The 12691-nt window shown below is 41.5% G+C and carries 10 protein-coding genes; 4 read left to right on the top strand and 6 right to left on the bottom strand.

Translation table 11 applies throughout. From position 1 onward, the window contains the following. Positions 1-9 precede the first annotated feature (9 nt). Genes N480_RS11500 through N480_RS11510 form a run of 3 tightly spaced genes read left to right on the top strand, consistent with a single transcriptional unit; the run spans position 10 to position 3847 of the window. Positions 10-1233 (top strand): ABC transporter permease, encoded by a 1224-nt coding sequence (locus N480_RS11500; RefSeq protein ID WP_063372650.1) that lies wholly within the window; start codon positions 10-12, stop codon positions 1231-1233. A 54-nt stretch (positions 1234-1287) separates the two neighbouring features. Next, on the top strand, positions 1288-2553 hold the full coding sequence (locus tag N480_RS11505; RefSeq protein WP_063372651.1) for a sigma-54-dependent transcriptional regulator: 1266 nt from the start codon (positions 1288-1290) through the stop codon (positions 2551-2553). 1 nt (position 2554) lies between these two features. After that, complete coding sequence (locus N480_RS11510; RefSeq protein WP_063372652.1) at positions 2555-3847, top strand: sensor histidine kinase; 1293 nt, start codon at positions 2555-2557, stop codon at positions 3845-3847. A 275-nt stretch (positions 3848-4122) separates the two neighbouring features. On the opposite strand, the gene N480_RS11515 is transcribed toward N480_RS11510, so the two are convergent. Further along, complete coding sequence (locus N480_RS11515) at positions 4123-5922, bottom strand: sensor histidine kinase (RefSeq protein WP_063372653.1); 1800 nt, start codon at positions 5920-5922, stop codon at positions 4123-4125. A gap of 101 nt (positions 5923-6023) precedes the next feature. On the opposite strand from N480_RS11515, the gene N480_RS11520 reads away from it, so the two are divergent. Continuing rightward, on the top strand, positions 6024-6440 hold the full coding sequence (locus tag N480_RS11520; protein ID WP_063372654.1) for a BLUF domain-containing protein: 417 nt from the start codon (positions 6024-6026) through the stop codon (positions 6438-6440). Positions 6441-7143: 703 nt separating this feature from the next. Here N480_RS11520 and N480_RS11525 read toward each other — a convergent pair. The 5 genes from N480_RS11525 to N480_RS25340 form a co-directional block, all read right to left on the bottom strand. After that, positions 7144-7647 carry a hypothetical protein gene (locus N480_RS11525; protein WP_063372655.1) on the bottom strand — a complete coding sequence of 168 codons (504 nt, stop codon included), beginning with the start codon at positions 7645-7647 and terminating at the stop codon, positions 7144-7146. 599 nt (positions 7648-8246) lie between these two features. Continuing rightward, positions 8247-9113 carry a hypothetical protein gene (locus tag N480_RS11530; protein WP_063372656.1) on the bottom strand — a complete coding sequence of 289 codons (867 nt, stop codon included), beginning with the start codon at positions 9111-9113 and terminating at the stop codon, positions 8247-8249. After that, the gene (locus tag N480_RS11535; protein WP_063372657.1) at positions 9110-11566 is read right to left on the bottom strand and encodes a fimbria/pilus outer membrane usher protein; all 2457 of its coding nucleotides are present in this window, start codon (positions 11564-11566) and stop codon (positions 9110-9112) included. The genes N480_RS11530 and N480_RS11535 overlap by 4 nt, the downstream gene beginning before the upstream one ends. Positions 11567-11574: 8 nt before the next feature. Then, positions 11575-12270, bottom strand: a complete 696-nt coding sequence (locus N480_RS11540) for a fimbria/pilus periplasmic chaperone (protein WP_063372658.1) — start codon at positions 12268-12270, stop codon at positions 11575-11577. A gap of 132 nt (positions 12271-12402) precedes the next feature. Then, entirely contained in the window at positions 12403-12666 is a 264-nt protein-coding gene (locus N480_RS25340) for a hypothetical protein (protein WP_155732826.1), read from the bottom strand. Positions 12667-12691 lie beyond the last annotated feature (25 nt).

The following is a 12691-nucleotide window of genomic DNA, read 5'->3' on the forward strand; positions in this document are numbered from 1 at the left end:
GGAATAGCTATGAATATCAAAGCATTAATTAAGTCTATGTTGCTGAGAAAGTTCGCCACCGGATTGCTGGTATTTCAGCTTATTTTAACCCTTGGATTAGCTTGTAACAGCTTATTATTAAGTATAGAAGCGAACGAAAAATTGTCTCGTGACGTAGGTTTCGACATGGATAATGTGGTGGCATTTCAAATTCGCCCCACTTCTGAAGCGTTTCTTGATGCAGACTTTTTCTTGTCTATTGTTGATGAAGATATGGCTGCGTTAAAAGCGCTACCAGAGGTTTCGTTCGTCTCATATACGAATCAACTACCTTTGATGCGTGGTGGTAACTATCATTCTATTGAAGACATCAATCACCCTGAAGATGTGCCCACTGACGATCAGTTTAGTGGCATACCGACGTATTACACGGGTAAAGATTTCTTTCGCCTTCTAGGTGCAAGCATGTTTCAGGGGAGAAATTTTGAAGCGTCAGACGATGCAACCCGAGGCTATTTAGAAAATACCGATTTTGAGGCAAACATCATCATAACGCGCTCGCTTGCAGAGGCTTTGTACCCCAATGAATCTGCTGTTGGAAAACACACAAATGAAGGTCGTGTAATTGGGGTAGTATCAGATATAGCGATTACACCATCACGACAATACGCACATCATGGCATTTTTAAATATAGAAATATGGCGCGTGCGCAAAGTCGAATGTTCTATCTGTTAAAAGTGGCGCCTGGAAAATTACAGGATACTAAAAACAAAGTCCTTGAAGCGTTAAAGAAGGTCCATCCTGAGCGTGACATTAAAGATATCTTCACAATGACACAGCATCACAGTGACTATTATAAAGAAGCAACGAGTTTGGCGATTTTGTTTAGCTTATTAACGGCATTTATGTTGTTTGTAACTATGATAAGCAGCTTTGCTCATGCACATTTTCATGCCTCAAAACAGAAAAAATTAATCGGAATTAGACGTGCATTAGGGGCGCGAAAAAAAGACGTATTACTCTATGTAATGAGTGAAAACTGGTTAATTAGTGTGATAGCCGCAGGGTTAGGTATTGCTAGTGTGATTGCCATTAACATGCTACTGGGTAAGGTAATTTCAATGCCTAAGCCCGATGTTACCAGTTATTTAAGTTGTGTTATTATCGTGTTTCTCTCTGGTACACTGGCAACTTGGTTACCAGCTTGGAAAACAACAAAAATCGCGCCCGTTACGGCTACCCGAACGGTATAAAGAAAGGATAGATACCCTACTTGTATTTCATCAAGTAGGGTTAGATAGCAAGCTATGAACACAATTCTCGTTGTCGATGATAACCCCGATATTTTAGATGCATTAGATCTATTGCTGAGCATACATAATTACAAAGTGATAAGTGCCTCTAATGTGAAAGAAGCCTTACTGAGTGTTTCTCGGCAAAAAATAGATCTTGTGATTCAAGATATGAATTTCAGTGAAGGCACTACATCGGGTGAAGAAGGCAAACAGCTTTTTTATGCGATAAAAGCACTTAACCCAGCGTTACCCATTATAGTTATTACGGCTTGGAGTCAGTTAGAAACCGCCATAACGTTAATCAAGTCAGGGGCTGCTGATTATCTACCCAAACCTTGGGACGACCACAAGCTTCTTGAAACAATAACAGAACATATTTCTGCCTCAATCCAGCCGGATGAAACAAATGCGCTTATTTATCAGAGTAAAGAGATGGCTGAGCTTATCTTTACCGCTACGAAAGTAGCGAGTGCACAGATAAATATATTAATCACAGGCCCCAATGGTTCTGGAAAAGAAAAGTTAGCTGACTTTATTCACCAAAAATCAAGTCGAGCGTATGCACCGTTTATAAAAGTGAACATGGGGGCAATTCCGCAAGAGTTAATGGAAGCGGAGTTGTTTGGCGCTGAAAAAGGCGCATTTACGGGGGCTAACCAAGCTCGTGCAGGGCGCTTTGAAGCCGCTGATGGTGGCACGTTATTTTTAGATGAGATCGGCAATTTAACATTATCTGGCCAAATGAAATTACTGCGCGTTTTGCAAACAGGGGAGTTTGAGCGATTGGGGTCGAATGTGACGCAAAAAGTGGATGTAAGAGTTATTAGTGCAACGAATGCAAATTTGCAGGTAGACATTAAAAGTGGTGCTTTTAGAGAGGATTTGTATTATCGCTTAAATGGCATGGAGTTATCCATTTTGCCATTGAACAAACGCAAAGGCGACATTTTACCCCTTGCTCAGCATTTTATAGGCGTTGATGCGGCGCTCTCAAAAGACGCAGAGCAGTTTTTACTGCAACATAGTTGGCCTGGCAATGTGAGAGAGTTAGAAAATACTTGCAAGCGTGCACTGATTTTTGCCGAGGATGGGCAAGTGACGGCCAGCAACCTAGCCGGCCAGACCCAATCAGCGACGTTGAGCGAGAAAGAGCATATATCAGCGGTGTTAGAGAAGCATGATTGGACGATTGCGCATGCGGCGCAAGAGCTCGGTTTAAGCAGACAAACGCTATACCGACGTATAGAAAAGTTTAAGCTGGTCAAAGGTGAACAATAACATGCTTTGGGTAGCCTTTATTGGGCAGGCATTATTCTTTGTCGCAACTTACTTGTTTATCAGTCAATACCCTTGGTTACTACTCGCCGCAGGCGTTAGCTTTAATGGTGTGATTGGGTGCCTGATTCATCAAAGGTCTAAACAACTGCAAAACGCAGATCGCAGCCTAGAGCAGGGGTTGCTGAGTCTTATGGATTCGGACTTTTCTGTCAGCATCCCTACTGCTAAAGATGGTAATCGAGACGCTATTTTTGATCTATTTAATCGATGTGCGGATAAATTGAGAAAAGAGCGCCAACATTTATATCAACGAGAGATGCTACTAGATAAGGTGCTTAATACGTCTCCGGTTGTGACCTTTCTGGTAGATATTAATCAAAGAATCATTTTTGCCAATCGCGCCGCAGAATTGATGTTCAACCACGGAAACTCAATATTAGGTTACAGCTGGAGTGATGTTTGCGCGAAGTTAGCCCCCGATTTTGTGCAAGCTTTACAACAAAGTGGTGAGAGCATATTCACTTTAAAAAATGCGCAAGGTGAAGAACAAGCATGGCATTTAGCGAAGTCTGGCGTACGGATACACCAAGCTAATAACACTTTGTATTTACTTAAGTCCATTACCAATGAATTGAATCGACAAGAAGTTCAAACGTGGAAAAAAGTGATTAGAGTGATCAGCCATGAGCTCAATAACTCAATAGCACCTATTAGCTCAATGTGTCATTCGGGACAGTTGTTGGCTAAGAATCTAGACGAGCCGAGGTTGGACCGAGTATTTAGTTCAATATCTCGACGAGTTGATCACCTAAATGAGTTTATTAAAGGCTATGGTGCGCTGTCTAAGTTAAAAATGCCAGACAAGCGCGTCATAGATTGGCAGGTGCTATTGGAGCAAATCAGCGCGTTATATACATTTAATCTGGTCACCGACATTCCCAAAACTGATGTCTATGCAGACGAACATCAAATAGAACAAGTTTTAATCAACATATTAAAAAATGCACATGAAGCTTATTCAGAATTTGAGTCTATGGGAGAGGTGTGTCTGGCTATTAGTGAGCAGAGTCAAGGTGGTATTGGTATTGAAATCTCCGATAATGGACCAGGCATGGCCGCTGAAGTCTTAGAAAATGCATTATTACCATTCTACTCGACTAAACATTCAGGGACCGGCCTTGGCCTGGCATTATGCCGAGAAATAATTGAGGCGCACCAAGGCAAACTGTCTTTTTACAATCGCAAAAGTGGTGGATTAACGGTACGTATTTTCCTGCCAGCTCGATTGTTATAATTCTAAGCGCTACTTCAGTGATGGTCTACGAAATCAATTTTCACAATTAGTTACAAAACAATCGCTTAAGATGCTTGTTTGTTTTTCTTAACGGGACTAAATTGGGGCTTAAGGAATAAACCAGAAGCGTGAGTGGTTTGTTAGGTAATGTGTTATTTCAACTTTTACCGTCTACTGCCTCGCACTTTTGGTGGCTGAGCCCATCTTCCTGATCAAGGATGGATATGGTAGATGGACACATAAAAAAGCCTTATTCTTTAAATACACCGAGAGTTTTAATGGGGTGACCCTTTAGTTTGTATCGGCAGTACAAGAGTAAATTGACAGTATTTACCCTCTTGTGAGTCAACGAGTAATTTGCCTCCGAGCCTTTTGCTCAAATTATAGCTGACGGAGAGCCCCAGTCCCGTCCCTTCTCCCACAGCCTTGGTGGTGTAAAATGGATCAAAAACATGCTTTTGCTTTTCAAAACTGATACCGGGACCATTATCTCGAACAGCAATGTGAATAGCCCCGTTGGTTTCTTCTGAGCTGACTTCAATAATGTGTTCGGTAGATGGGTTAATTGCCAAAGCTTGATAGGCATTTTTGATTAAGTTGGTCAGGATCTGCTGAATGAACCCTGCATTTGAAACGATTTCGCTCTGATGCGTGAAGCGAGTCTTGATAGGGATATCGCTAACATTTGTTGAGCGAAGGAGTGTAAGGCTTTGTGATAACAGATCTTTTAAATCAAGTTCTGTGCGCTGAGCTTTACCATTGAAAGATTGTAAATCTTTAATAATTTCACTGACTCTAGTTAGACCCATCTGAGATTGGGCTACAATTTCACGCATATCGTCGTAAATAAAGTCAATTTCCGATTGGCCCCGGTAGTGGGTTATCTCATCTTTTATCTCATCCCTTCTATTTTGGTTGCCAACTTCTACAGCACTTAAAAATTGGTCATGCAAATTTTGCAGATTTAAAATGCTATCAAGGTAGTTGTCCATCGAACCAAAATTACTGAGGACAAAAGACAAAGGGTTGTTGATTTCATGGGCAATACCCGCTGCAAACTGCCCTACTGTGGCCATTTTCTCGCTATGCGCGAGCTGTTCTTGTGTCTCTTTTAGTTCAATTAAAGCGTGCTTGAGTCGTGTACATTGCTTTTTGAGCCGCCTTTCTGACTCTTTACGTTCTAGCAGCATAGTGAGCTGTTCGGCAGCTTTGCTGATCACATCGATTTGACGCATGGAGACAGACTCCATCGCATTCTCATCTATGAAGAACACCATGAGTTCCAAGACTTTACCATACACAACGATTGGGAATATAAGATAACTACTCAGTTTTAATTTGAGTAACCGGCTCAAAGCGGAAAATGCGTCAATGCTTGGCAGTAAGTCAATTTGCGGTTTTTTTTCACTGAGGGCCCGTTGCAAGTAGGGGGGTAAAGTGGGAAGCTGAAACGCTTGGTTTAACGTACTTTCTAGTTCGCCTAAGTCAGGAGAGCAGCTGGTTATAGTGCCTTCTCCCTGTGCATTGATTTTGATTCTGCATTGAACAGAAGCGCAGGCAATACTAGATAGCGCTTGCATAAACTTAAGCATGACTTCGTTCACGTTGTTATTATTTCGGTGTAGGTGCGCGACACTCATTAATAAGTTGCTCTCAGCTTGATGCTGTTCAGTGACTTGTACAAAGCGTCGCCAAGCTTTGACATTGCGATCAATAACGCTTTGATTAAGCGCTCTTTTGTCTGTGGTTAAAGTAATAAAGCTCGCAATGCTGTATTCCTCTATCCAGTTTAACGCATCCGGCATATGTTCTGGTGGGTGTGCGACAACAAAAATAGCGTCTTTGTCTTGCATGGCATGTCGGACATGCGATAAAACTTGGCTGGCCAATTGCTCGGATTCAGTATCATGTACATACAATACTAAAACGCCGGGGCGGTGCTTTCTATAGGCTTTTTTAAAGAGTTTAAAGTTTTCAGCATTATGCTTTTCACATTGTGATTGCGCTAAAATGACGTCTAACTCTTCAGAAGTTGATTCAGATACCACGACTATTTGGTTGTTTAAATTGTCCATAACTCAGCGCACCTTGCCTTGTTTTTTGTTTAACTATAGCCAATGATTAAATTTTGGGCGAAAGTTCAGTTGCGTCAATAAATTACTAGGAGAGTGATAAAATGAAATTGGTTAGATTGGTGTATTACAGTCAGGCTTCTCGGTCCATGAACTTGTCAGACTTACGCAATATTTTAGAGACCGCTCGCTCTAATAATAATGAATTAAAGGTTTGTGGCATGTTGTGTTTTGAAAACGAGTTTTTCTTGCAAGCGCTTGAAGGGGATAGAGAAACAGTGAATGAGTTGTATTTGGATATCGCGGATGATCCGCGACATGAAGGTGCGACCATACTAAGCTATGACGAAGTTGAACAACCAACTTTTGAGCTCTGGAAAATGGGGTATGCTGCTGGTTCCGAAGCGTTTTACGAGCTGCTGCGTAAAAATGGGCAAGTTGAGTTCGACCCAGAAGAGATGTCTAAAGAACAGGCTTTATCGTTTTTGAAAGGTATGGCCGCGTGTCAAACAGAGGTTTAGATACGTTTCACGCCATCGACAGCTTTAAGCATTAAAGCCTTTTTAGACGTCAACAAGTTATGGATTGGTTTTTAAATCTTGCTGTAAAAACATGCTGCTTTTATTGAGGGGCAGGGGCTGATAAATATAGTGAGTTAGGCAGCCTACAGCCCTCAATGCCCTAGCAAAATTGCAGATTCCTGTTAAGCCTGTCTAGTTCATATCAGCGGCAATTTATATAATAAAAGCTTACCTCTCTTATATCTACCTATGCCTAGTTAGCGACGAGTAAGACTATGGCCATTTACGCTTGAAAATACACAAGATGCTTGATTCTCAATAGATGAGCGCAGTATTGTTTATTGGAAAGTTAAATGGAATTTTAAATCACATTTTGTATATGTTTGAATGTGGTTTTATTTTTAATTAGATAATTAGTTGTTTATTATTTTAATTGCAATGTATAAATTTATTATTCTGAGTGATGTATTTTATATTTATTGAACTAGTTTGTTTTAAATTGAAATGTGCTAAACGGTAATAGATGAGCTACGCGGAGTTAGCGGTAAGAGATGTGTTGTGTCATAACAAACAGGGCTGCCATGAATCGCAAGAAAGTGTGAACACACTTAGAATGAAAAAGAGCGAACTGTAATAGTTCGCTCTGATTTTACAGTTTAGGCAGTATAGATTAAGCCATAAACTCTGCTGCCTAAATGCTAAATTAGTTAGGGCTTACAGTTACAGTGATTGTATCTGAGTAAGTACCTGCGTCATTTAGGCCGTTTGACTGCGGTGTAATTTTTAGTGAAGTTGCTTTTGTTTCACCTGCAGTACCAGTACCAGCAGCAGTTGCTTTAGAGTGCTTATATGCACCTGTTTGAAGGTCGATACCCGCTGTGTCACCAATGTTAAGTGTGTATGCGATTTTGCTGCCTTGAGCATTGTTTGCAACTAAGAAGCCGCCATTTGCTGAAGTATACTCAGTTGTTGCATTTTCACCAGTGTTACACCAAACATCTAAAGTACCGATTTCTTGAGTTTGTTGAGAAGAGTCAAGCTTTAGGCCTGTAACACTGTTGTTACCGCTGCTTGTTTTACACATTGGTTGAATAGTACCTTCAAAAGTGAACTTTGCTTCAGTACCTGTTGTATCTAAAACCGCTGCTGCAGCGCCCATTGAAGTGATTGCAGTTGCAGCTAGTAGTGATTTAAGTAGTGCGTTCATGGCTTTTCCCCTTAACAAAACACAGAGTTGGTTTTTTATTTAGTTTTCATGGTTAGGTGTTATCACCTTAGTTGATATTTTAAATGCACAGGGCGTGCCAATAGTGAGAAAATATTTCGTCACATTTTGTTTTTTGTGAGTGAAGTTTTAAATATCCATTTATTATCAATTGCTTATATTTTTAAAAATATTTATTTGATTTCAATGTTACTCTCCGAATTACTAATCGAGCTTGCTCAATGATGACATCAAAACTCGTACCACCTATTTTTTGACGCGGCAAAAGTCGCTGATAAGCGGCGATTTATTTTAAATGACGGCATTTTGACGCTGGTGGAGCGTGATGAGTGAATTAATTATGATGCGCGTTAGTTTTATGACGCTATTCATCAAGTTACCGAGCAAAGTGGGCTTTTTTTGAGCCGGTTGACTGAAATGCACTCGTTTTGTCCGTTTTCTGACGTTAAGCATGCGTATTGTGTCAGTTGGTTTGATTGAAATTGTGGTGTGTGCCAATAGATTGATAGGGAAGTGCCAAAACACCACTTCCCCATTCGTTTTACGTCATATATTTAGATGATGAAGAAATTGTAGTGTGGTTACCTTGGGTAAACGGTTAATGATAAATTATCCTGATAGGTGCCAGCTGGCATAAGTTCGACATTGCCAAGCTGAAATTCAAATCCATACCACTTGTTTTTAACACCGGGATAAAAGTTATAACTGCGATGGAGCCTTCCGGATGATGAGATTTGTGTATTATCAAATCGAATCGAGTAGTCAATGAGTGCTTGGGTGTTAGTTTCGTGTCGTAGCCCATTGTACTCAGAGTCTACGACTATATCGTATGAGCTGTTACTCAGTATTTTTATGCCCCAGTTAAACCGCATATTACTTTTAAGCTCGCCTAAATCAATGTGGTAATTACCATTGCTGCCAGATACCTTGCCTTTACTGGAGTTGGAAAGGGATATTGCAACTTGTGGTTCTGAGTAATAGGTTAAATCGAGATACTGCTCATCAATGATTTCATTGTTTTTGACGACAGACACAATGACATGGCCAGTATATGCGCCAGCTGGGAATAGACTGTAGTGTCTTAATCTTACCCACATTTGCGTAGAACGGTCTTTAAGATCAGAACGCCAAATGCCGTTTCTTACTTTTATCTTTTTGAATTGAGAGTCGTACAGCTTAGCATATTTGTCTTGTGTGGGTCCTGAAAACACCATTGAGTAGTAGTAGACATCTTCAACCCATATCTCGTCAGCACAGTCCAATAAACTGTCAGACACCTTTATTTTTATTGGTATATACACAGTTACACGGTTGTTATGCTCTTCGATTATTTCTGAAGGGTTGGAAGTGGCTAACATACTGCCATAGCAATCATTCCATCTTGCCATCGCTTTGGGTGCGGCCAGCAAAAAGCTTAAAATCAGCCAAGTATAGATCACGGATTTCATTCGTTTTCGCCTCCTTCAGGCTGACTTTTGGTTAGTGTAAGTGCCCCGACTCTTATAAAGCGTTGTTCTTTATCAGAAATGCTAAATTGTCCAGTCATACCATTAATTTCAACAACATAATCGCCGATACTGATCCCCTCGACCACAAATCGCCCTGTGCGGTTGGTAAATATTGGTACACTCAATGATGCTAATTCATTGTCACTTGATACCTGAGTTTTTACAACACGCCCGCGTTTCATTGCAATAGGCATGCCCTTGTCGTCCAAAAGGTTACCGATGATAGTGTAAGAAAGCTCTGAACCTATTTGAATGTGGTGGCCTGTGCTGGCTCCACCGACGACGACATACATGCCTGGACCCCAGTCATAGCCAAGTGGTGCATCAGGTACGTCAATGTTGAGTTGAGAGTTACTGTATCCAGTCCCCAATTCAATTAGGGCGCCAATTTCATCGCTTGGCTTAGTTTGCGCGCGACCTTGGCGGTCCACATTTACTAACACTTCGGCATCTTTCAAAGTTTTATGCTTAGTGATAACGGCAAAGGGGGTGGTTGTCGTGGCACCCATGCCTATATAGCCGTCGGCTACACCTAGGCTGGTAGAGAGGTTAATACTCGCACTGCTGTCAGCGTGCTGTTGTTTACGCGTATAATTAGTGGCGCTGACGTCTGCTCTGACAAACGCGCCGGTATAACTGGCTTCTAGTTGCTCCTGCCTAAAGTCACTACCTTGCTCTGCGCGTACCTCGTAACCGTAATCGTTGACAAAGTTATTGTTTGTTTTTGCATAGCTTGCACTGGCTACTTTATCTCGGCTGCTATACTGGGTGCGAGCGCGATTGCTGGTGTTTCTATCGTAATGATTCCAAGTAAAATTTAAGAAAAACTGGTTGTCAGAAACAATGCGGGCATCTTCACTGTCGTTGTGTGTAAAGCCTGCGCGGATCCTTATTTCATCATAGCGTAAATTAAGTTCAATGGACGCGTTATCAGTAACAAAGTTGTCGCTGTCTTTGACACGAGACGTACTGAAGTTGAAGTCTAAATTGTCATTAATAAAGTAGCTGTAATCCATAAATGCTCTGCTGCTACTTGAGATAGTGTCAAACTCCAGCCAAGGTGTGTTGGTGAAGTCGCTTCTTACTTCATAACCCAAACGCAAATTGGGTGAACCAAAATTGCCGTGCCCAAAAACACTATGTTCTGTTTCGATAGAATAGATATCACCGTATTGATTGCTGGCTTTACTTTTGGAGTAGCGGGCTGAAATATTACCAATAGGGCTATTTACAGTGGCAATCGCCCCCAACACATGACCACTTGGGTGTGTGACACCATTTACGCCCAATGTGAGTTTGTCAGTGACCCCATATTCATAATTACCAGAGACGAACAACTCATCGTCATATTCATACCGTCTTTGCTCCAAGGTCGAAAGCTTTCCCACTGCAAGTGAGTAGTCACTTAGTCCTTTTGCAAGTAATCTCGCGTTGTAATGTGTTGTAAAATAAAACTCTTGGGTTTCACCATTGGCGTAAGTTGCAACTACTTGGATATTATTTACCCCTGATGTAAGTGGTAAATCACTCAGGTCATAGCGCCCTGCTTTCAACCTGATCCGTGAAATTAGGAAGTCATTAATGTAAATCTCAAGGTTCGCTGCCCGGGGTAAAACAAACTGTTGGCTGTTACTTGGCGTGATCCTGCGCTGTGGCTGAAGTCTTGAATAGGCTTTTTCGAAGCTAATACCTGCAAGCTGTGCACCTGCAAGGTGCCCAGAACTATTAATCTGTGTGTCCCCAAGCGTAATACGCAGTGGCTTGTCTGGTCTGTCATAAAACAGGGCGATGTCCCCGCGATATACATCACTGTCTTGTGTGTTGCCGTTTTCCCAAAAAAGCGCCCCTCGCATGTTTACGCCATCGCCACCACCTAGATTCGCATTCATTAACCACTCTAACTGAGATTTATGGTCATGGCTGTTGTTGCTTCGTTCGTGGTTTAAATTAAAGTTGTTGAGCATGGCCCAACTTGCTTCATCTTTTGGTTTATCAAAGTGTTTTTGTCTGCCATAGGTGAGACTGTCAGTGGCCATTGCCGCTTCGGTCAAAGTCATATCAATGGTTAAATCTTGCGGCTGCATCTTAAGTTCGATGCCTTTGGCTGCAAACTCTTCAAGTGTAATAGGGGTGTCACCTTTGCGAGTCAGCCAATCATTTACACTGTCACTGAGTACAGATTGTAAACTGCTTTTAAATTCAACAGCAGTGATTGAAGCTAATTCAAAGCCATTTGTGGCGGCAGAAACTTGCCCCACCTCGGCAGAATTTAGCCGCACCGGAAAGTCCATATCGAATGTAGCGGCAATGGATGTACAGGCCCAAAACAAAAGTAGTGAGAAAATGACACACTTATACTGAGCAGGCCGAGTATATAAGCCCGTTTTTAACATGCGTTGTCTTACTTTTTGTCAAACAAGTTGATAAGCGCCGCGCTGGGTGTTGGCTTGTCTTCTAACAAAGATTTGATGTCAAGCTCCACTTTATGCCCTGGCATAACGAAGCGACCCGGTGTTACTGACTGAAACTGAGCCCAGCTCACTTTAGTTTTGCCGTTGTGAAAGTGGTAATCAAAATTGGAGAGGTCCAATACACGCTCGCCTTCGTTACTTATAGTCAGCATACAAGAGTCTATTTTTTCACAGTTTATCGTACTTTTTTGTTGAGCCTTGATACCTTCAGGGCTAACAAACACTAAAGTCGCGAAATTAAACACCATTTTTACACCCGACTTTTCATCTTCGTTTGGTAATGGCAGCTGCTTGAAAACAATACGGTATGAAGTTGTTTCTTTAAGCTCCGGTGATCCCAAGTATTTGGCGCGAAATACTTGGTAGCTTTTAGCTGGTACTTCTACTTGAGGGGGTAGAACGATAAAGTCATCTTCCGCAGGAACTAATACTTCTGTTTGGTTTTCATCAAAAGTACGCTTAAATACTTCGATTTCAATTGGCAATGCGCTGTCACTGGGGTTTTGTAGGCGATAAGTGACAAGTGAGTTCTTTCCATGCGACGCAAGGTCAACAATCATTGGTTGAACTTGGTAGGCCATCGCAGGGGTCGACAACCACAAAAGTAATAACAACAGTTTACGCATCTGAATTCCAATTAAGAAACGGGACAAAATTTTGCTATACGATACCCTGCTTGTCTGTTAATACAAGGGTAAATTTTGATTGAACAGTTATATTAGGTGTTTGAGTAAGATTTATCGGCGTAAGTGAGGTTTTCAACGCCTAATGCCAGTTAAACTTTGCGCTTGGTTGCATATCGATTTCGACTTGTCTATTTGGTCTATTGTGGCGCGATAGATGTACTCACTATTCTTTGCGTTGTGCTTGGTCGTTGCAATTTGGTTGTATCTTATGAGTGAAAAGCGCAGCGGGATATCGAAATACCCCCATGTATAGTGACAAATGACTTTATTCAAGCGTTTATCGAAAGCGACCCAACAGGCATCATGTAACAATGTTTTATATTTGGTCGTTGCCAAGACGCCTCGCGATCAGACAGCCATA

This window comes from Pseudoalteromonas luteoviolacea S2607 (genome assembly GCF_001625575.1).
GTDB classification, from domain to species: domain Bacteria; phylum Pseudomonadota; class Gammaproteobacteria; order Enterobacterales; family Alteromonadaceae; genus Pseudoalteromonas; species Pseudoalteromonas luteoviolacea_E.

Coding starts and splice junctions, on each gene's coding strand:
- N480_RS11500 (WP_063372650.1), top strand. CDS start 10: ATGAATATCAAAGCATTAATTAAGTCTATGTTGCTGAGAAAGTTCGCC.
- N480_RS11505 (WP_063372651.1), top strand. CDS start 1,288: ATGAACACAATTCTCGTTGTCGATGATAACCCCGATATTTTAGATGCA.
- N480_RS11510 (WP_063372652.1), top strand. CDS start 2,555: ATGCTTTGGGTAGCCTTTATTGGGCAGGCATTATTCTTTGTCGCAACT.
- N480_RS11515 (WP_063372653.1), bottom strand. CDS start 5,922: ATGGACAATTTAAACAACCAAATAGTCGTGGTATCTGAATCAACTTCT.
- N480_RS11520 (WP_063372654.1), top strand. CDS start 6,024: ATGAAATTGGTTAGATTGGTGTATTACAGTCAGGCTTCTCGGTCCATG.
- N480_RS11525 (WP_063372655.1), bottom strand. CDS start 7,647: ATGAACGCACTACTTAAATCACTACTAGCTGCAACTGCAATCACTTCA.
- N480_RS11530 (WP_063372656.1), bottom strand. CDS start 9,113: ATGAAATCCGTGATCTATACTTGGCTGATTTTAAGCTTTTTGCTGGCC.
- N480_RS11535 (WP_063372657.1), bottom strand. CDS start 11,566: ATGTTAAAAACGGGCTTATATACTCGGCCTGCTCAGTATAAGTGTGTC.
- N480_RS11540 (WP_063372658.1), bottom strand. CDS start 12,270: ATGCGTAAACTGTTGTTATTACTTTTGTGGTTGTCGACCCCTGCGATG.